The organism is Mycobacterium sp. IDR2000157661 (assembly GCF_022317005.1).
Lineage (GTDB): Bacteria > Actinomycetota > Actinomycetes > Mycobacteriales > Mycobacteriaceae > Mycobacterium.
Genome location: NZ_CP081006.1, coordinates 3,970,442 through 3,990,936, shown reverse-complemented (window position 1 = coordinate 3,990,936; position 20,495 = coordinate 3,970,442). Strand labels below are relative to the sequence as shown.

General features: G+C 69.0%; 16 protein-coding genes, 1 pseudogene and 2 riboswitches. Of the genes and pseudogenes, 6 read left to right on the top strand and 11 right to left on the bottom strand.

Features of this window, described 5'->3' with window-relative positions:
* Positions 1–20: 20 nt before the first annotated feature.
* From ftsR to gcvP, 4 genes are all read left to right on the top strand, one after another.
* Entirely contained in the window at positions 21–761 is a 741-nt protein-coding gene (ftsR, locus tag K3G64_RS20475; protein ID WP_238886929.1) for a transcriptional regulator FtsR, read from the top strand.
* Between the two features lie 61 nt (positions 762–822).
* Positions 823–1,317: a bifunctional nuclease family protein gene (locus K3G64_RS20470; RefSeq protein ID WP_238886925.1), complete on the top strand. Its 495-nt coding sequence runs from the start codon at positions 823–825 to the stop codon at positions 1,315–1,317.
* A gap of 273 nt (positions 1,318–1,590) precedes the next feature.
* On the top strand, positions 1,591–2,214 hold the full coding sequence (locus tag K3G64_RS20465) for a MerR family transcriptional regulator (RefSeq protein ID WP_238886923.1): 624 nt from the start codon (positions 1,591–1,593) through the stop codon (positions 2,212–2,214).
* A gap of 46 nt (positions 2,215–2,260) precedes the next feature.
* Positions 2,261–2,358: riboswitch (glycine riboswitch) on the top strand.
* Positions 2,359–2,469, top strand: a riboswitch (glycine riboswitch).
* A 48-nt stretch (positions 2,470–2,517) separates the two neighbouring features.
* Entirely contained in the window at positions 2,518–5,388 is a 2,871-nt protein-coding gene (gene gcvP, locus K3G64_RS20460) for an aminomethyl-transferring glycine dehydrogenase (protein ID WP_238886921.1), read from the top strand.
* 141 nt (positions 5,389–5,529) lie between these two features.
* Here the strand turns inward: gcvP and K3G64_RS20455 are convergent.
* A pseudogene (locus K3G64_RS20455) lies at positions 5,530–5,886 on the bottom strand (alpha/beta fold hydrolase); the annotation flags it as partial.
* Positions 5,887–5,957: 71 nt separating this feature from the next.
* Here K3G64_RS20455 and K3G64_RS20450 point away from each other — a divergent pair.
* Positions 5,958–6,824, top strand: a complete 867-nt coding sequence (locus tag K3G64_RS20450) for an alpha/beta fold hydrolase (RefSeq protein ID WP_238886919.1) — start codon at positions 5,958–5,960, stop codon at positions 6,822–6,824.
* Here K3G64_RS20450 and K3G64_RS20445 read toward each other — a convergent pair.
* The 9 genes from K3G64_RS20445 to K3G64_RS20405 form a co-directional block, all read right to left on the bottom strand.
* The gene (locus tag K3G64_RS20445) at positions 6,821–8,767 is read right to left on the bottom strand and encodes a substrate-binding domain-containing protein (RefSeq protein WP_238886917.1); all 1,947 of its coding nucleotides are present in this window, start codon (positions 8,765–8,767) and stop codon (positions 6,821–6,823) included. The two genes, K3G64_RS20450 and K3G64_RS20445, sit on opposite strands and share 4 nt — an antisense overlap.
* Positions 8,768–8,802: 35 nt before the next feature.
* Entirely contained in the window at positions 8,803–11,028 is a 2,226-nt protein-coding gene (locus K3G64_RS20440; protein ID WP_238886915.1) for a malate synthase G, read from the bottom strand.
* 28 nt (positions 11,029–11,056) lie between these two features.
* Positions 11,057–11,902 (bottom strand): 3-methyladenine DNA glycosylase, encoded by an 846-nt coding sequence (locus K3G64_RS20435; RefSeq protein WP_238950867.1) that lies wholly within the window; start codon positions 11,900–11,902, stop codon positions 11,057–11,059.
* A gap of 37 nt (positions 11,903–11,939) precedes the next feature.
* A complete protein-coding gene (locus K3G64_RS20430; protein WP_238886913.1) occupies positions 11,940–12,992 on the bottom strand; it encodes a hemolysin family protein in 1,053 nt (350 codons plus the stop codon).
* The gene (locus K3G64_RS20425; RefSeq protein ID WP_238886911.1) at positions 12,985–14,352 is read right to left on the bottom strand and encodes a hemolysin family protein; all 1,368 of its coding nucleotides are present in this window, start codon (positions 14,350–14,352) and stop codon (positions 12,985–12,987) included. Before K3G64_RS20425 ends, K3G64_RS20430 begins: the two co-directional genes overlap by 8 nt.
* Before the next feature lie 204 nt (positions 14,353–14,556).
* On the bottom strand, positions 14,557–15,996 hold the full coding sequence (locus K3G64_RS20420) for a GuaB1 family IMP dehydrogenase-related protein (protein WP_238886910.1): 1,440 nt from the start codon (positions 15,994–15,996) through the stop codon (positions 14,557–14,559).
* A 43-nt stretch (positions 15,997–16,039) separates the two neighbouring features.
* Entirely contained in the window at positions 16,040–17,500 is a 1,461-nt protein-coding gene (gndA, locus tag K3G64_RS20415; protein ID WP_238886909.1) for an NADP-dependent phosphogluconate dehydrogenase, read from the bottom strand.
* Between the two features lie 58 nt (positions 17,501–17,558).
* A complete protein-coding gene (locus K3G64_RS20410) occupies positions 17,559–18,503 on the bottom strand; it encodes a M56 family metallopeptidase (RefSeq protein ID WP_238886907.1) in 945 nt (314 codons plus the stop codon).
* 14 nt (positions 18,504–18,517) lie between these two features.
* Entirely contained in the window at positions 18,518–18,934 is a 417-nt protein-coding gene (locus K3G64_RS20405) for a BlaI/MecI/CopY family transcriptional regulator (protein WP_238886905.1), read from the bottom strand.
* A gap of 219 nt (positions 18,935–19,153) precedes the next feature.
* Between K3G64_RS20405 and K3G64_RS20400 the strand changes: the two genes are divergently transcribed.
* Positions 19,154–19,954 (top strand): iron reductase, encoded by an 801-nt coding sequence (locus K3G64_RS20400; protein ID WP_238886903.1) that lies wholly within the window; start codon positions 19,154–19,156, stop codon positions 19,952–19,954.
* Between the two features lie 144 nt (positions 19,955–20,098).
* On the opposite strand, the gene K3G64_RS20395 is transcribed toward K3G64_RS20400, so the two are convergent.
* Positions 20,099–20,476, bottom strand: coding sequence for a rhodanese-like domain-containing protein (locus K3G64_RS20395; protein WP_238886901.1), 378 nt, complete (start codon positions 20,474–20,476; stop codon positions 20,099–20,101).
* Between the last annotated feature and the right edge of the window lie 19 nt (positions 20,477–20,495).

Genomic DNA, 20,495 nt, shown 5'->3' with positions numbered 1-20,495 from the left:
CGCTCCCGCGACGAGCAACCATGACGGCACCCGACACTCCCGCGCTCACCGGGATGTCGATCGGTGCGGTCCTCGATCTGCTGCGGCCCGACTTCCCGGACGTGACCATCTCCAAGATCCGGTTCCTGGAAGCCGAAGGGCTGGTCACCCCCGAGCGCACGGCGTCGGGTTACCGGCGGTTCACCGCCTACGACTGCGCGCGGCTGCGGTTCATCCTCACCGCCCAGCGCGACCAGTACCTGCCGTTGAAGGTCATCAAGTCCCAACTCGACGCACAGCCGGACGGTGAGCTGCCCCCGAGCGGTTCCGGTTACGGCCAGCCGCGGTTGGTGCCGGTGTCTGGAGGGCGGGAGGATTCGGCTGCCGTGGCGCCCGCGCAGGTGCGGCTGTCCCGCGAGGACCTGCTGGCGCGCTCGGGCGTCGATGACGAGTTGCTGACGGCTCTGATCAAGGCCGGAGTGATAACGCCCTCGTTCCGGGGACCGGGCGCGACCTTCTTCGACGAGCATTCGGTGGTGATCGCGCAGTGCGCCCGCGCGCTCGCCGACTACGGCGTCGAGCCCCGCCACCTGCGTGCCTTCCGGTCCGCGGCCGACCGGCAGTCCGATCTGATCGCCCAGATCGCCGGACCGGTGGTCAAAGCGGGCAAGGCGGGCGCTCGCGACCGCGCCGACGACCTTGCCCGTGAGGTGGCTGCGCTGGCGATCACGTTGCACACGTCGCTGATCAAGTCGGCGGTGCGCGACGTACTCGATCGCTGAGGATTAGACTCGAAACCGATGGCTTTACGGCGGGTTTCTTGTGTGCGGAAGGCAGACACAGATGGGTGAGGTTCGTGTGGTCGGCATTCGCGTTGAGCAGCCCCAGAACCAGCCGGTGCTGTTGCTGCGAGAGGCCAATGGCGACCGGTATCTGCCGATCTGGATCGGGCAGTCGGAGGCCGCCGCAATCGCGCTGGAACAGCAGGGAGTCGAGCCGGCGCGCCCGCTCACGCATGACTTGATCAGAGATGTCATTGCCGCGCTTGGCCATTCGCTCAAAGAGGTGCGCATCGTCGACCTGCAGGAAGGCACGTTCTACGCCGACCTGATCTTCGACCGCGACATCAAGGTCTCGGCGCGGCCGTCGGACTCGGTGGCGATCGCGCTGCGGGTGGGGGTGCCCATCTACGTCGAGGAGGCGGTGCTGGCCGAGGCCGGCCTGCTGATTCCCGACGAGAACGACGACGAGGCCGCAGGCACCGTGCGCGAGGACGAGGTGGAGAAGTTCAAGGAGTTTCTCGACAGCGTCTCGCCCGATGACTTCAAAGCCACGTAGCCTTGTAGTGACGGAGGGTCCAGCGGCGGCGGCACGCATGCCAGTACTGACGTCGTAGGCCCATTGTCACGGATACATCTCGTCGTACTCGACACGCGGGGCGGAGTCTCCGCAACGACGAATCGGGCGGCCATACTTTGGTAGCCGGATTCTGATGGGCAGTCGAAGGCCCGGCGAGAAGCGTATGCTCGACACACTCGGGCTCGGCAAATGTGCGCTTGGCGGGACACTGACAAGACGCCAGCGGGTTCGATCGGCGAGAGGATTGTGGAAGTGGGAGACACGCCACGTCAGGAGCAGCTGGACCTCAACACTGCCGGCGGCCGAACGGATCCGCAGATGACAGCGCCCAGCGAACCGGTGCAGGCGGGGCTCTTCCCGGACGACTCCGTGCCCGACGAACTCGTCGGCTACCGCGGGCCCAGCGCCTGCCAGATCGCAGGCATCACCTACCGGCAGCTGGACTACTGGGCGCGCACCTCGCTGGTGGTCCCGTCGATCCGCGGCGCGGCCGGATCGGGCAGCCAGCGGCTCTACTCGTTCAAGGACATCCTGGTCCTCAAGATCGTCAAGCGACTGCTGGACACCGGCATCTCGCTGCACAACATCCGCGTCGCCGTCGACCACCTGCGCCAACGCGGCGTTCAGGACCTGGCCAACATCACGCTGTTCTCGGACGGCACCACGGTCTACGAGTGCACGTCGGCCGAGGAGGTCGTCGACCTGCTGCAGGGTGGGCAGGGCGTGTTCGGCATCGCTGTCTCCGGCGCGATGCGGGAACTGACCGGCGCGATCGCCGACTTCCCCGGCGAGCGTGCCGACGGGGGTGAATCGATCGCGGCGCCCGAGGACGAGTTGGCGTCGCGACGCAAGCACCGCGACCGCAAGATCGGCTGACCCTCCCTCCTCCACGCGGGCAGGCCCGGTAAACTCGGCAGCGCATCGCCTTTGCGCGGGAGAGTTCCGTGACCGCCAGCCACGGACGCCGAAGGAGCAACACCTCTCCGTCAACCTCTCAGGCACCCGGACCGCGCACGGCCACGATGCCTCTGGAAAGCGGTAAGCGGTTCCCTCGCGGGACGGCCTGCCCGCCCATGGGGAAAGGCGTTCTCGCGCGCCGAATCTCTCAGGCGCCCGGACCGGGTCGACGACAGAGGGAGGGGAACCCGCGGTTCCTCTATGCGACTGGAGCAGTCCCGAGTGTTCGATCATCATCAGCCCAACTTCGCCGACCGCCACATCGGCCCCGACGCCCACGCCCTGGCGACGATGCTCAAGACCATCGGCGTGGAATCGCTGGACGAACTCGCCGCCAAGGCGCTGCCCGCCGGCATCCTCGATGCGCCGTCGGCCGACGGCCTGGCGCCGGGTCTCGACACGCTGCCCGCCGCTGCCACCGAGGAGCAGGCGCTGGCCGAGCTGCGCGCGCTCGCCGACACCAACACGGTCGCGGTGTCGATGATCGGACAGGGTTACCACGACACGCTGACGCCGCCGGTGCTGCTGCGCAACATCCTGGAGAACCCGGCCTGGTACACCGCGTACACGCCCTACCAGCCCGAGATCAGCCAGGGCCGGCTCGAGGCGCTGCTGAACTTCCAGACCATGGTGACCGACCTGACCGGCCTCGAGGTCGCCAACGCCTCCATGCTCGACGAGGGCACGGCGGCGGCCGAGGCGATGACCCTGATGCATCGCGCCGTGCGCGGGCCGTCGAACCGGTTGGTGATGGATTCCGACGTGTTCCGGCAGACCGCCGCGGTGGTGGCCACCCGCGCCGAACCGCTGGGCATCGAGATCGTCACCGCCGACCTGCGGCGGGGGCTGCCGGATGGCGACTTCTTCGGTGTCATCGCGCAGCTGCCGGGCGCCAGCGGATGCGTCGACGACTGGACGTCGCTGGTCGCCGAGGCGCACGAGCGGGACGCGCTGGTCGCGATCGGCGCCGATCTGCTGGCGTTGACGCTGGTCACCCCGCCCGGTGACATCGGGGCCGACGTCGCCTTCGGCACCACCCAACGATTCGGCGTGCCAATGGGATTCGGCGGGCCGCACGCCGGCTACCTGGCGGTCCATGCCAAGCATGCGCGACAACTGCCCGGTCGCCTGGTTGGGGTGTCGCTGGACGCCGACGGCGCGCCGGCGTACCGGTTGGCGCTGCAGACCCGCGAGCAGCACATACGCCGCGACAAGGCCACGAGCAACATCTGCACCGCGCAGGTGCTGCTGGCGGTGATCGCCGCGATGTACGCCAGCTACCACGGCGCCGACGGGCTGACCGGGATCGCCGCCCGCGTGCACGGCCGCGCCCGCGCGCTGGCCGCGGGACTGGCGGCGGCAGGGGTCGAGGTGGTGCACCGCGACTTCTTCGACACCGTGCTGGCCCGGGTGCCGAGCGGCGCGGCCGAGGTGCGCAACGCCGCCAAGGCGCGTGGCATCAACGTGTGGCTCGTCGACGACGACCACGTGTCGGTGGCCTGCGACGAGGCCACCACCGCCGCGCACGTCGAGGCGGTGCTGTCGGCGTTCGAGGCGACGCCGGTGGAGGGCGACTTCGACGCCCCGGCCATCGCGACGCGCGCGTCGGGCTTCCTGACGCACCCGGCGTTCACGCGCTACCGTACCGAAACCGAGATGATGCGCTACCTGCGGTCGCTGGCCGACAAGGACATCGCGTTGGACCGCAGCATGATTCCGCTCGGTTCCTGCACGATGAAGCTCAACGCGGCAGCAGAGATGGAGTCGATCACCTGGCCCGAGTTCGGCCGTCAGCACCCGTTCGCGCCGGCCTCCGACACCCCCGGTCTGCGCAAGCTGATCGCGGATCTGGAGCAGTGGCTGGTCGACATCACCGGCTACGATGCGGTGTCGCTGCAGCCCAACGCAGGGTCGCAGGGCGAGTACGCGGGACTGCTTGCCATCCAGGCCTACCACGCTGAGCGCGGCGAACCGGACCGCGACATCTGCCTCATCCCGTCGAGTGCGCACGGCACCAACGCCGCCTCGGCGGCGCTGGCCGGCATGCGCGTCGTCGTGGTGGCCTGCCGCGCGAACGGAGACGTCGACCTCGACGACCTGCGCGCGAAGGTGACCGAACACGCAGACCGGTTGTCGGCGTTGATGATCACCTATCCCTCGACCCACGGCGTCTACGAGCACGACATCGCCGACATCTGCGCGGCCGTGCACGACGTCGGCGGCCAGGTCTACGTCGACGGCGCGAACCTCAACGCGCTCGTCGGCCTGGCCCGGCCGGGCCGGTTCGGCGGCGACGTCAGCCACCTGAACCTGCACAAGACGTTCTGCATCCCGCACGGCGGGGGCGGCCCGGGCGTCGGGCCTGTCGCGGTGCGGGCCCATCTGGCCAAGTACCTGCCGGGCCACCCGCTCGCCGCCGAACTCGGCGACGGCGCTCGGGTCGACGGGGCAGCGCGGCCCGTGGTGTCGGCGGCGCCCTACGGATCGGCGTCGATCCTGCCGATCAGCTGGGCCTACATTCGGATGATGGGCGCGGCCGGGTTGCGCGCGGCGTCGCTGACGGCGATCGCGTCGGCCAACTACATCGCCCGCCGCCTCGACGAGTATTACCCGGTCCTCTACACCGGCGAGAACGGCATGGTCGCCCACGAATGCATCCTCGATCTGCGGACCATCACCAAGCAGACGGGCGTCACCGTCGACGATGTCGCAAAGCGTCTGGCGGACTATGGTTTCCATGCCCCGACAATGAGCTTCCCGGTGGCAGGCACGCTGATGGTCGAGCCGACCGAAAGTGAGGGCATCGAGGAGGTCGACGCGTTCTGCGAGGCGATGATCGCGATCCGCGCGGAGATCGACGAGGTCGGCTCCGGCGGGTGGCCGGTGGACGACAACCCGCTGCGCAACGCCCCGCACACCGCGGAGAGCCTGCTGGTGGCCGACTGGCCCCATCCGTACAGCCGCGAGCAGGCCGCCTATCCACTGGGCAAGAACTTCCGCCCCAAGGTGTGGCCCCCGGTGCGACGCATCGACGGCGCCTACGGCGACCGCAACCTGGTGTGCTCCTGCCCGCCGGTCGAGGCGTTCGCCTAGCGCTACGCAAAGGCGCGTCTGCCGGGCGTCGAGGAAGTCAGCCGAAGCGGGCGAGGATCGCCTGGCTGATGGCCTCGGGCTCATCCTCCTGGATGAAGTGCTTGGCCTGGGGAAGTTCCACGAGCACATGGTCGGGAAACGCGAGACCGCCATGCTGATCGGACCGCCCCAGTCCTGTCCCATGGTGAGGTAGCCATCGAGGCCCAGGTGGTCGACCAGTTCGCCGACCACTTCGACGTGCTCCTCGATCCGGTAACCGAATGCCGCAGGCCGCTCCGAGAGACCGAACCCCAGGTAGTCGGGTGCGATGCACCGGAATTGAGCCCGTAGGCCCTTGATGATGTCGCGGTACAGAAAGCTCCACGTCGGATTGCCGTGGCAGAGCATGATGACCGGGCCGGTGCCCTCGTCGACGTAGTGCAGTCGACCTCGAGAGCTGTCGAACCAGTGGGACGCGAACGGGTACAGCGCTGGGTCGGGAACGAACTCGACTGACATGAGATTCATGGTGAACGGAATCTGCGACGAACGCGACGCCGACGCGAAAATCCGTTGGTACGGTCCGAGGCGTGCTCCCTGACAGCGTACGGGAATGGCGGGACGGCGGCCGCCTGATGCCGACGCCTGCCGGGGAGGTGTTCGTCCGCTCGGCCGACGGGAACGGCCCGACGATCCTGCTGTTGCACGGCTACCCGTCGAGTTCGTTCGACTACCGCCACGTCGTCGCGCACCTGAGGGATCGCGCGTGGGTGACGCTGGATTTCCTGGGCTTCGGGCTTTCGGCCAAACCGCGTCCGCACCGCTACAGCCTTTTCGAGCAGGCCGACATCGTCTCGTCCGTGCTGGCCGATACGACGCCGGGACCCGTCGTGCTGGTCGCACACGACATGGGCACGTCGGTGGCCACCGAACTGCTGGCCCGAGACCTGGAGAGCCGCTTGCCGTTCGATCTGCAGGCCGCGGTTTTGACCAACGGCAGCGTCATCCTCGACCGGGCCAGTCTGCGGCCGATCCAGAAGATCCTGCGTGGCCCCCTCGGCCAGGTGGCGGCCCGCCTGATCAGCGAGCGGGGGTTCGCCCGTGGGTTCGGCAAGCTGTTCAGCGACGACCACCCGCTGACCCGCGAGGAGGCCGAAGCCCAGTGGGCGCTGATGGCCTACCACGACGGTCACCGGATCCCGCACCTGCTGATCTCCTACCTCGGTGAGCGGGTCGAGTACGCGTCGCGCTGGCACGGTGCGGTGGCCGATTGGCCCAGGCCGCTCAGTTTCCTGTGGGCGCTCGGCGATCCGGTCGCGACCGTCAACGTGCTCGACGGGCTGCGCGAGCTACGGCCGGCCGCCGACGTCGTCGAATTACCCGGCGTCGGCCATTACCCGCAGGTCGAGGTGCCCGACGTGTTCGCGCGGTCGGCGTTGAGCCTGCTGGCGCACTAACCCAGGAAGTTCGCGACCGCCGAGGTCAGTTCGGGGCTCGCCGAACTCTGCAGGTTCTGATAGTTGCCGCCGGTGATCTGCGCGACGGCCTCCCAGGTGGCGCGGTCGGAGTCCGCACCGAAGTCGATTACGTTGACCGCGACCGGGCGTGCCGGATCAAAGGCGCCGCGGATATAGGCCTGCAATCCCTCGCTGCCGAGGCTCTGGTCGGTGTGCGGTCCCGTCGTGATCACCAGGATCGAGTTCGGCTGTCCCTCACGGTAATCGGCCATCGCTGCGGTGTAGACCAGCCGCAGCGTGGTGAACGAGACCGCGCCGCCACCCGACGCGGACTGCGCGTCCAGGGCCGCGGTCAACGCCGCCGAGCGCGGTTGGCCGTTGAGTTGATCGCCGAGCGGGCCGATGGCGATCTCCGACCGGCCCTGGCTACCGTCGAAGGTCCACAGCCCGACCGCCGATGTCGGCGGCAGGGCCTGCAACCGGGCGTCGAGCGCCGCCACCACGTTCGCTAGCCGCGACCTTCCGCCCTCGTCGGTGGGCATCGATTGGTCGAGCATGATCGTCACCGCCGGGCTCTGCACCGGCGCCGTCAAGGCGTTGGCGACAGTGGCGCGCACCTCGGTGCCGCCCACCGATAACGGCGCCGACACCGGTGCGAAGTCGACGACCTCACTGTTCGGCGGCGCGGCTCCCTCGACCCGGAAGCCGGCGTCCGCGAGTTCGGCGAGCAGTTCGGGCTTGCGCATGAACCGGGCGAATTCGCTGGCCGCCGTCTGCTGTTCCTTCGACAACCAGTCGCCCGACAACAGCACGGTGGGGTAGTCCGCCATCGCGGTGGGCCCGGGCGGCAGCCACGACGCGACGACGTTTCGGGCGTCCGGCAGCGCCGTGCTGCGTTGGTACAACTGCTGTTCGGTGGTTACGACGGCATGCACGGGGGCGGCGGCCGGCTCGTCGGCGGTCAGCATCGCATCCATCGCGGTCGAGGCGCGGTCGTCGGCCAACTCGGGCTGACCGGCCACCAACCTGTTCACCGCGCCGATGCCCGCACTCGGCGGCGCGCCGGCGGGTGCGGACGCCGCGGCGACCGCCTCGGCGGCCAGGTAGGACGCGTCGCCGTCGCCGCTCAGCGGCAACGCGAGCCGCAGCGAACCCCAGCCGGGCAGGTTGAGCCCGTCGAGCGCCGCCGGGTCGGTCTGCAGTTGCGGCAAAGTCGACCAGTTCTGCTGCGCCAGGGCGCCTTTGAGCTGAGGTTGAACAGCGAGCAGCACGGGGGTGCTGACCAGTGAACGGCTGTCGCTGATCGTCTTCGCGCCTGCGGCCGCCTCCAAGCGCGCCTCGGAGACCGAGCTCGCGGGGATCCACAACGCGGGCCGCTCACCGAGTTCGGCGGGCCAGGTGCCGGTGAATCCGTTGACCACCTGATCGGAGGTCGCCGGTGTGACGCCGACGTTGACGCATCGGTCGCCGACCGGCGCCGCGGTCTCGTTGTACCGGTCGGCCAGCCCCTGCACGTGCTCGGCGATCGACGGGTCGGCCGCGACGGCGACCGCGAGTTCACCGTCTACGCAGCGGGCGGCCGCGGCGTCACTGCGGTCCGACAGCGCGTCACCGAAGAAGCGCCACAGGATCACCGCTCCGACAACCACGACGACCGTCACCAGCGCGGCGATGACTCCGACGCTGACGCCGCGCCGTTTCGGCGTCACCGCGCGGTGGCTGCCCGTCCACTCGCCACCGTCCCAATCGACACTGTGCTGCGGACCCGAGCGCGGGGGGACCGCCCCAGCGGGCCCGTCGCCGACGAAATCCTCGCCCCGGTCCTCGCCGTAGTTCGGGGTGTCGCCGAAGTGATCGAAGCGCTCGGTCTGGGACTCGTTGTGCTGTGCCCCGGAATCCCGGCCTGCCGAATCTTCGGGATCCGGTTTGCTATGCCTGCCCATTACGCCCTTGCTCGCGACCTCGACGGGTCAGCGGATCACGCACCGCCGACGGCGGCCTTGTACTCGCGACGACGGCGGTGCAGGATCGGCTCGGTGTACCCGTTGGGCTGATCGGTGCCCGACAGAATCAGTTCCTGCGCGGCCTGGAACGCGATGCTGGCCTCGGGGTCCGGCGCCATCGGCTTGAAGTCCGGATCCTTCTCGTTCTGCTCGTCGACCACCGCCGCCATGCGTCGCAGGCTGGCTTTCACGTCGTCCTCGGTGATGACCCCGTGCCGCAACCAGTTCGCCAGCAGCTGACTCGAGATACGCAGCGTGGCACGGTCTTCCATCAGCGCAGTGTCATGGATGTCGGGCACCTTCGAGCAGCCGACGCCTGCGTCGATCCAGCGCACCACGTAGCCGAGGATCGACTGACAGTTGTTGTCGACCTCCTCGCGGATCTCCTCGGGCGCCCACGCCAGCTCCTTGGCCAGCGGGATGGTGAGCAGCTGGTCGACCGTGCCGCGCCGCTTGCCCGCCAGCTCCTGGTGGACCGCGTAGACGTCGACCTCGTGATAGTGCATGGCGTGCAGGGTCGCCGCGGTCGGCGACGGCACCCACGCGGTGGTGGCGCCGGCCTTCGGCTGGCCGATCTTCTGCTCGACCATGTCGGCCATCAGCTCGGTCATCGCCCACATGCCCTTGCCGATCTGCGCCTTGCCGGAGAACCCGGTGGCCAGCCCGATGTCGACGTTCTGGTCCTCGTAGGCCTTGATCCAGTCGGTGCTCTTCATCGCACCCTTGCGGATCATCGGCCCGGCCTCCATCGAGGTGTGGATCTCGTCGCCGGTGCGGTCCAGGAAGCCGGTGTTGATGAACACCACCCGGTCGGCGGCGGCCTTGATGCAGGCCTTGAGGTTCAGCGTGGTGCGCCGCTCCTCGTCCATGATGCCGACCTTGAGGGTGTTGGCAGGCAGGCCGAGCACATCCTCGACGCGGCTGAACAACTCGACGGTGTAAGCCACCTCCTCGGGTCCGTGCATCTTCGGCTTGACGATGTAGATCGAGCCGGTGCGGCTGTTGGCCAACGGCCCGTTCCCAGCGGAGCCGTCGTCCCCGGACCTCAGCCCGTGCATGGCGATCAAGCTGGTGAACAGCGCGTCCTGGATGCCCTCGTACACCTCGATCTCGTCACCGTTGGCGTCCGTTCGCAGGATCGCGTCGTTGGTCATCAGGTGACCGACGTCGCGCACGAACAGCAGGCTGCGGCCGGGCAGCGTCAGCTCGCCAGAACCGTCCGGCGTGTGGTAGGTGCGGTCCGGGTTGAGCGTGCGGGTGAACGTCTCACCGGCTTTGCTCACCTCCTCGGTGAGGTCGCCGCGGTTCAGGCCCAGCCAGTTGCGATAACCGAGCACCTTGTCGTCGGCGTCGACCGCCGCCACCGAGTCCTCGAAGTCCATGATCGTGGTGACCGCCGACTCCAGCACGACGTCCTTGACGCCTGCGGCATCGGTTGACCCGACGGGTGATTCGGGGTCGATCAGGATCTCGATGTGCAGACCGTTGTTGCGGAGCAGCACCGACCACTGCGGGGAACCGAGTTCACCGGTGTAGCCGACGAACTGCTCGGGATCGGCCAGCCCGACGGCTTCAGCCTGCCCGTCGCCGAGGTCGGCGAGCAATCGGCCGCCGTCGATCTTGAGGCCGGTCGCGTCGCTCCACGAGCCGGACGCCAACGGCACCGCGCCGTCCAGGAAGCGTCGGGCGTAGGCGATGACCTTGTCGCCGCGAATCTTGTTGTAGCTAGTGCCCTTCTCGGCGCCGTCCTCCTCGGAGATGACGTCGGTGCCGTACAACGCGTCGTACAGCGAGCCCCAGCGGGCGTTGGCGGCGTTGAGCGCGAAGCGCGCGTTGAGGATCGGCACCACCAGCTGCGGGCCCGCGGTGGTGGTGATCTCGGCGTCGACACCCGAGGTGGTGATGGTGAAGTCGTCGGGTTCGGGTTGCAGGTAACCGATCTCGGTGAGGAAGGCCTGGTACGCCTCGGAGTCGATCGGCTCGATGACCCGCTGCCGGTGCCACTTGTCGATGCGCGCCTGCAGATCGTCGCGTTTGGCCAGCAGTTCGTCGTTCTGCGGCGTCAGGTCGGCGACGACCTTGTCCACGCCCGACCAGAAGGTGTCGGGATCCAGGTCGGTACCCGGCAGGGCCTCGTTGTTGATGAAGTCGTACAACACCCGGGCCACGCGCAGGTCTCCAACCGTGACGCGATCGGTCATCATTCCTCCCTTGGACTGTCGATCCAGCTTACCCAGCGGTAACCGGCTCGGTACTGCCCGCCGTTTTGAGCAGCAGGTGACACCGGTCAGCAAGAGCGGACCGCAAGGGTGCCGCCCGCTGTGCGACCTGCTGCTGGACCCGCACGTATTCGGCTCGACCGGCCGGTGTCTCGATCGCGATCGGCTCGAATCCGTAGTCGCGGAGATCATAGGGGCTGGCCCGCATGTCGAGTGCACGGGCATCGGCCGCCAACGCCAAGGCGTCCATCACCAGTTCCGAGGGCACCAGCGGGCCCAGCTTGAACGCCCACTTGTACAGGTCCATCGCCGCGTGCAGGCAGCCCGGCTGCTCGGTTTCGCGTTGGCGCTGCCTGCTGAGCTGCTCGGTGTTGCGCCGCGCGGCCGGTTCGGTGAAGAAGCGGAACGCGTCGAAATGGCTGCAGCGCAGCGGCATCGACTCGACGACGGCGTCGGTGCCTGCGGCGCCGAGCCGCAGCGGAACCGAGTCGTGGCGCAGCGACGCCGCGCGGTACACCATCGCCCACTCGTGCAGGCCGAAGCAGTTGAGCCGGGCCGGCCGGGCGGCCGTCGCGCGCAGCAACCCGGCGACGAACCGGACGGTCGGCAGGCGGGCCAGCAGATGGTCGCCGGTCACCGCCACTCCGTCACCGTCCCACCCGTACCCGGTGCGGCTCAGCCGGGGCCGGGCGGACTCGCCGGCCAGCGTCACGCCGAACCCGGGGTGCCAGCTTCGCAGCTGCCGCGGCCGCAGGCTGTAGTAGGTGAACAGGAAGTCCCACACCGGATGCGTCTGCCCCGTCCGGGCCCGGTGAAGATGGGATGAACAGAACGCGTCGACGCGGGCGTGATGCATCCGTTCCCGCCTCGTCCACTCGGCTTCAGACAGCAGCTCAGACACGATGCGTCCCGTCGCGCACCGTGCCGACCAGGTCCTCGACCAGGTCTTCGAGCGCGACCATCGCCGTGACCGTGCCGTCGGCCGCGGTGACCAGCGCCAGATGGCTGTTGCTGCGCCGCAGCCGAGACAACGCGTCTGGCAGCGGGAGCGACGCCGGCACCTTGGGCAGCGGCCGGACCATCGCCAGGTCCAGCACCGCGTCGACGTCCTCGAAACGCGGCAGCACGTCCTTGATGTGCAGGTAGCCGACATATCCGCCGGAGCCGTCGGTGATGGGGAAGCGCGAGTAACCGGTCTCGCCCAGCGCCTCCTCGATCGCGCCGACCGTCGGCCCGGCGCCCTGGCGCGCGACCGGGACGGCCCTGATCTCGCTCAGCGGCACCGCGACGTCGTTGACCGAACGGTCGCGGATCTGCAGCGCGCGGGTGAGCCTGCCGTGCTCCTCGGGATCCAGCAGCCCCTCGGACAGCGACTCGGCGATCATCTCGGACAGTTCGACGGTCGACACCGTGACGTCGAGTTCGTCCTTCGGTTCGACGCGGAACAGCCGCAGCGTGACGTTGGCACACCAGTTGTAGAACGAGATCAACGGCCGCGCCAGCCGGATCCAGACCAGGTATGTCGGGATCAGCAGCATTGCGGTCGACTCCGGCCCGGCGATCGCGATGTTCTTGGGCACCATCTCGCCGAGCAGCACGTGCAGTGTCACCACGATCCCCAGCGCGACGATGAACGACACCGTGTGCAGCACCGTCTCGGAGATGCCGAGCGCATGGAACGGCTTCTCCAGCAGGTGCGCGACGGCCGGTTCGCCGACGCGGCCGAGCAGGATCGAGCAGATCGTGATGCCCAGCTGCGCGCCCGCCAGCATCAGCGACAGGTTCTCCCCGGCGCGGATGACGGTCACCGCGCTCTTCTTGCCCTGTTCGGCCAGCGCTTCGAGCCGGTCGCGGCGCGCCGAGATCAGCGCGAACTCCGAAGCGACGAAGAACGCGTTGACCCCGAGCAGCACCACCGTCAGCAGCACGCCCAGGTAATCACCCATCGGCACGCTCCTTGTGATCTCCGCTGCGGCCCAGCTCCGTCAGCTCGAGCAGGTCGATGCGGCGGCCGTCCATCCGCAGCACCGTGGCCAGCCAGCGGTTGGGGTCCTCCAGCGGACCGTCCGGGTCGAACGCGTCGAGCTCCACCGACTCGCCCTCTTCGGGGATGTGGCCGAGCGTCTCGAGCACCAGCCCGCCGATGGTCTCGTAGTCGCCCTCGGCGGCACGGAACGGCGTCGCGTCGGCCACCTCGTCGATGCGCAGAAGCCCGGACAGCTGCCAGCCACGTCCGGCGGGGACCACGTCGGGCGGCTCGACGTCGTGTTCGTCGCGGACATCGCCGACGATCTCCTCGATCAGATCCTCGACGGTGACCATGCCCGCGGTCCCGCCGTACTCGTCGACCACCAGCGCGGTCTGCAGCCCGTTGGCCCGGATCTGCGTCATCACCGCGTCGCCGTCCAGCGTGGAGGGCACCTTGGCGATCGGCAGCGCCAGTGAGGCCAGTCGAGTGGTGTCGCGCTCGCCCATCGGCACCTCGAAGACCTGCTTGACGTGAGCGATGCCGACGGTCTCGTCCAGATCGCCGCGGATGATGGGAAAGCGTGAGTAACCGGTCTCGATGGCGGCCCTGACCAGGTCGGCGACGGTGTCGTCGGCTTCCAGCGCCTCGATCTTCTGGCGCGGGGTCATGAACTCCTCGGCGATCCGGTCGCCGAACTGCAGCGATCGGTCCACCAGAGCGGCGGTGACGGGGTCCAGCGAGCCGCTGCGCGCGGAGCTGCGCACCAACGACACCAGCTCCTGCGGCGAGCGCGCCGATCGCAGCTCTTCGGCGGGTTCGATGCCCAGCCGGCGCAGGATCATGTTGGCCGTACCGTTGGTCAGCCGGATCAGCGGAGTGAACATCGCGGAGAAGAGCAGCTGCGGCCCGGCGGACCAGCGCGCGGTCGGCACCGGTCGGGCGACCGCGAGGTTCTTGGGCACCAGTTCGCCGAACACCATCGACAGCGACGTCGCAATCACGATGGCCAGCACCAGCGCCAGGCCGGTGGCGAACTGCGCGGGCAGGCCGATCGCGTCCAGACCCGGGCGGATCAATCGGCCGACGACGGGCTCGGCGAGGAAACCGGTCGCCAGCGTGGTGATCGAGATGCCGACCTGGGCGCCGGAGAGCTGGGTCGACAGCGTGCGGTGCGCCCGCTGGACCATCTGGTCGCGCCGGTGGCCTCCGCGCGCATTGGCGTCGACGGTGCTGCGCTCCAGCGCGGTCAGCGAGAACTCGGCGGCCACGAATACGGCGGTGCCCGCGATCAGCAGCACGATCGCCAGGAGCGACAGCAGCGACATCGCGGCGGTCATCGCATTCCCGCCGGGGGGGTGCCGGGCCGGGCGCCCGGCCGACTAGAGGAGGGCTCGGCGTCCGAGGGCTCGTGGCCGGGCTGCTCGACGGTCAGCGCCCGCCCGGAATCCGAGGCCTCGACGGGTGCCTGCGGCACGAGACCCCTTTCGAGTGGAGGACTTGGGAACAAATCATGGTAGCGGTTACCCACTGGGCCGAAGGACTCACCAACCAGTGGGCAGCGGGTGTCCCTCGGCGAATCCGGCGGCCGACTGCACCCCGAGTACCGCCTTGTCGTGCAGTTCGGCCAGGCTCGCGGCGCCGACGTAGGTACAGGTGCTGCGCACCCCCGAGGTGATGTGGTCGAGCAGGTCCTCGACCCCGCCGCGGGAGGGATCCAGGCCCATCCGCGAGGTCGAGATGCCCTCTTCGAACAGCGCCTTGCGCGCCTGGTCGAACGGGCTGTCGGCGGCGGCGCGCGCGGCGACGGCGCGCTTGGACGCCATGCCGTAACTCTCCTTGAACGGCTGGTCGTCGCGGTCGCGCATCAGATCGCCCGGCGACTCGTAGGTGCCGGCGAACCACGATCCGATCATCACGTTGGCCGCCCCGGCCGCCAGCGCCAGCGCGACGTCGCGGGGATGCCGGATGCCACCGTCGGCCCAGACGTGGCCGCCCACCTGCTCTGCCGCATCGGCACATTCGACAACGGCCGACAACTGCGGTCGCCCCACACCGGTCATCATGCGGGTGGTGCACATGGCGCCGGGCCCGACGCCGACCTTGACGATCGACGCGCCCGCGCCGATCAGGTCCCGGGTGCCCTCGGCGGAGACCACATTGCCCGCCGCGATGGGCAGCCCGAGGTCGAGCGAGTTCACGATCTTGAGCGCCTCGAGCATCCTGACCTGGTGGCCGTGCGCGGTGTCGATCACCAGCAGGTCGACGCCCGCTTCGGCGAGGCTGCGGGCCTTGGCCCCGACGTCGCCGTTGATGCCGAGGGCGGCCGCGATGCGCAACCGGCCCGCGGCGTCGACGGCGGGGGAGTAGATGCCCGCGCGCACGGCGCCGGTACGGGTGAGCACCCCGGACAGGGTGCCGTCGGCCTCGGTGAGCACCGCGACGTCGATCGGCGCATGCTCGAGCAGGTCGAACACCTTCCGCGGGTCGGTGCCGACGGGCGCGGTGACGAAGTCGGAGAACGCGATGTCGCGGACGCGGGTGAAGCGGTCGACGCCGACACAGCTGGCCTCGGTGACCAGGCCGATCGGCCGGCCCTCGAACGCGACCACCGCGGCGCCGTGCGCGCGCTTGTGAATCAGCGCGGTCGCGTCCGAGACCGAATCGTCGGGGGAGAGCACGACGGGGGTGTCGACGACGAGGTCGCGGCTCTTGACGAAGTCGACGGTCTGTTGGACCACCGAGATCGGCAGATCCTGCGGCAGTACCACCAGGCCGCCGCGGCGCGCCACCGTCTCGGCCATCCGCCGTCCCGCGACCGCGGTCATGTTCGCCACCACGACGGGGATCGTCGTGCCCGAACCGTCGCACGTGGACAGGTCGACGTCCATCCGGGACTGCACGTCGGATCGTCCGGGAACGATGAACACGTCGTTGTAGGTGAGGTCGTAGCCGGGCCGGTGGCCCTCGAGGAAACGCATCACCGGCGAGTCTAGTTGTCGCCGGGGGAGTCAGTCCGGAGGAGTCTCAGGCCTTGACCTCGCTGCGGTCACCGCTCCACAGCGTGTGGAAGCGCTCGGCGCGGTCGGCGTCGATGCGGCCGTAGGTGTGCGCGCCGAAGAAGTCGCGCAGGCCCTGGGTCAGCGCGGCGGGCAGGCGCTCCTGGCGCAGTCCGTCGTAGTAGGACAGGGCCGACGAGAAGCCGGGGATCGGGATGCCCAGTTCGGTCGCGGTGACCACGACGCGCCGCCAGCCGTCGACCGCCGACTCGATCGCGCTGCGGAAATACGGCGCGACGATCAGGCTCGGCAGGTCCGGGTTCTCGTCGAAGGCGTCCTTGATCCGGTTGAGGAACTTGGCCCGGATGATGCAGCCCCCGCGCCAGATGGTGGCCATGTCGCCGGGGGTGATGTCCCAGTCGTACTCAGCGCTGCCTGCTTGGATCTGGTTGAAGCCCTGCGCGTAGGCGATGATCTTCGACGCGTACAGCGCCTGGCGGATGTCCTCGGTGAACTCTTCTGCGTTGCTCGGCTTGTCACCGAGGTCACCGGAGGCCAGCCCGGTGGTCGCCGTCCGCTGGGCCACCGAACCCGACAACGCGCGCGCGAACACCGCCTCGGCGATGCCGGTCACCGGTACACCCAGATCGAGGGCCGACTTAACGGTCCAGCGACCGGTGCCCTTCTGTTCGGCCTCGTCGAGGATGACGTCGACCAGCGGCTTGCCGGTCTTGGCGTCGGTCTGGCGCAGCACCTTCGCGGTGATCTCGACCAGGAAGCTGTCGAGGTCGCCGGAGTTCCAGCTGTCGAACACGTCGGCGATCTCAGCGGCGCTCTTGCCGAGCCCGTCGCGAAGCAGCTGGTAGGCCTCGCCGATGAGCTGCATGTCGGAGTACTCGATGCCGTTGTGCACCATCTTGACGAAGTGACCGGCGCCGTCGGGGCCGATGTGGGTGCAGCACGGTACCCCGTCGACGTGCGCGGAGATCTCCTCCAGCAGCGGGCCGAGCGACTTGTAGGACTCGGCGGGACCCCCTGGCATGATCGACGGACCGTTGAGCGCGCCCTCCTCGCCACCGGAGATACCCGCGCCGACGAAGTGCAGACCGCGTTCGCGCATCGCCTTCTCGCGGCGGATGGTGTCGGTGTAGAGGGCGTTGCCGCCGTCGATGATGATGTCGCCTTCCTCCATCGCGTCGGCGAGCTCGTTGATCACCGCATCGGTGGGATCTCCGGCCTTGACCATGATGAGCACCCGCCGGGGTCTCTCCAGGGCGTCGAGGAACTGCGCGATCGTCTCGGTGCGAACGAATTCGCCGTCCGAACCGTGCTGCTCGAGCAGTGCATCGGTCTTGGCGATGGACCGGTTGTGCAGGGCGACGGTGTACCCGTGCCTGGCGAAATTGCGGGCGATGTTCGACCCCATCACGGCCAGCCCCGTGACGCCGATCTGAGCGGTGGCGGAAGCGGAGGCGTCGGACGAGGTCATACGGGCAGCCTTTCGTTGTTTGGTTGTGGATAGATCGCGCGTCGGCGCTGAGTGTTCCCTATGCGATGAAGAGCCGGTGGAGTTCCGTCAGCCACGGCACCACCACCGCGACGGTCGGCAGCACCAGAACCGCGGCGGCGCAGAGGTAGGCGCCCGCAGCGAGCAGCAGGCTGTTGCCCTGACCGCCCAGACGGCGTACGCGCAACACCGTGGTCGGCCCACCCGCGGCCAGCGCCCCCGACGGTGCGGGTCCCGCCGCGCAGGCGACGAGCGCCCGTGCCAGCGGGGTGGGACCGGCGGTGCGCACCGCGGCGTCGTCGGCGAGCATCTCGATCAGCGTGCGGACGGCGTCCAATGCGCTGCCGCTGCGCACGAACCTCGGGAACGCGGCGTGCACTGCGGTGAACATCTCGAGGACGAGGTCGTGGCGGGCCCGCAGGTGGGCCCGCTCGTGGGACAGGATGGCGGCGATCTCCTTGTCCGACAACCGCGTCAGCGTCCCTTCGCTGACCACCACCCGGCTGCGCACCCCGGGCAGGCAGTAGGCCAGCGGCTGGTCGACGTCGAGAATCCGCAGACCGTCCCCCGCAAGCGGAAGGTGCCCCCATTTGCGCGACTTGCCGACCAGGTCGACGACCATCCGGTGATGTGCGCGGCGACGCCGAGTGGCGACCGCGACCTGTAGCACCGAGACCGCGAGGCGGCCGCCGACGACGAGGGTCAACGCGAAGACCGCGACATAGGCCATCCACAGCGGCCACCCAAGGGCGCCGATCTCACGGACGATCGTCGCGGTGGGCCTGCCGTCGGATCCCGGCGCGAACAGCCGCAGGGCGATGGCGATACCGGCCGAGAACGCCGAGAGCACCGCGGCCAGCGCGATCGCCTGCCACAACACGATCGCCGCACGTGGGGCACGAAAGGGCCAGGCCGCCCGCGCCAGCATCGCCGGCACCGGTCCCGACAGGACCAGCGCCATGACGGTGAATGCCAGCGCGGACACGCTGCAAGTCTCCCTCAGCCGGTGCCCGGATCGCCAGCGGGCGGCGGTAGGCGGTGTTTGGATTCCAGTTCGGCGAGCGCACGGCGCAGCGCCGCGGCCTCGTCGGCGCCGACGCGCTCGACGAAGTGCACCAACGCCGCCTCCCGGCTGCCCGAGTCGGCGGCCTGGTCGAGGGCGTCGACCATGAGGCCGGCGACCAGCTCGTCACGGCCATGCGTGGGGGCATATCGGTGCGCTCGGTCGTCGCGGTGCTGCACGACGAGGTTCTTCTTCGCCAACCGCTGCAACACGGTCATTATCGTGGTGTAGGCCAGATCCCGGTGGGCCGACAGCGCCTCGTGAACCTGGCGCACGGTTTGGGGGTCACGCGCGGACCACAGGTGATCCATGACCGCGCGTTCAAGTTCCCCGAGACGCGTCAATTTCGCCATCGTTCGTTCATCTCCTCGCGGCTGTAGAACCAGCGTACTACGGGTTTACTACGATGTGTCGTATCCCGCCAGACCTACGTCTTGTTCCACAGGCTGAGCCGGGTCGGCACCGTGTTCACAGCCTTGTCTTGCCACGGTGTGAGACCAGTCACACGCGGTGGCGCTGGTTGGGCGCCTAGCTATAGTAAGGCTAACCTAACTCAGTCGTACGGAGGTGTCATGACGGTTGCCGTCGACGATCCGCTCATCGCAAGCATGGCGATCGACCGAACCCTTCCCCTGCACGAGTCGAGCCGACGACTCCGCGAGCTGTGCCCCGAATGCCCGCGGGTCTATGGGGTGGCGGTGATGGGTGATCTGTCCCGGCGGCGCTGGTGGCCACTGGCCGAGGCGCTGACTGCGGACCGGTTGCAGACCATGTTCGACCTCGCCGCCGAGGAGACCGACAGCCGCGCAGCGGTCACCCACCAGCTGGCGGTCACGCTCGCCCATGTCGTCGTCGGCCGCGTGATACCGCTGCTGTCGATGGAAGGCCGGGCCTGGGACACCGGCCCGGAGAACCTGTGGGTCCACGTCGACTCCGAGGGGGCGATCGACTGGGTGGCCGTAGTGGATCCGACGCTGCGCGCCCTGCCCGACGATCCGTACTTCCGTGGACGTCGATCGCGGCGGGCCGGGCATTCGGTCCGCGAGGGCATCGTGGCCTTGCCCAGCGAGGCGGCGCTGACCACGTGGGTCGCCCACCGCAGCCACCGCACCCTGGCACCGCTGTTCGCCAGGCTGGCCGACATCAGCGGCGCGGGGATGTCGGTCGCGGCGATGTGGCACGCGGTCGGGGGCGCCGTCGTCGGTGCGGCCACCCAGGTGCCGCTGCTGGCCGGTTCGAGCGAATTGGCAAGCATGCGCCGCGGACAGGCCGTGCTGGACGCATTCGTCGGTTTCGGGCTGCCGGTACGTGGCGCGGCCAGGAGCCACATCGGGGAAGGTCTTGCGAGATTAGGGAAGCCTTGCCTATGCTGATATGCAGATCGCAGGCACACCGGCCGAACCACCGGACCGCACCGGAGTCCTGAGGGCTGCAGAGACTCCCGGTCCACACGAAGGACAGGCCCCGCACTATCGGTGCGGGGCCTGTCCGCTCCGTGACACGGAAGTCGTTGGAGCTCAGACGGTTTCGACAGCGCCCCCGCTGTCAGCCCAGTCGCCGAAGCCGCCGAGGTTGTAGACCCGGTCGTAGCCGAGTTCCTTGAGCGCCTGACCGGACAGCGCCGAGCGGCCGCCCGACGCGCAGTAGACGATCACCGCCTTGTCCTTGCTGAAACTGGGGTCGTGATACGGCGATTCGGGGTCGGCGCGGAACTCCAGCATCCCGCGCGGCACGTGGACGGCGCCGGCCACTTTCCCACTCTGCTGCACTTCCGGTGCGTCGCGGACGTCGACGACCAAGGCGCCGTCGGCGATCATGTCCTGGGCGTCGGCAGGCGAGATTCGAGGCACGACCTCGTTGGCGGCGGCTACCAGATCTTTCGCACTCTTGGCCATACCCCGACCCTAACCGCCC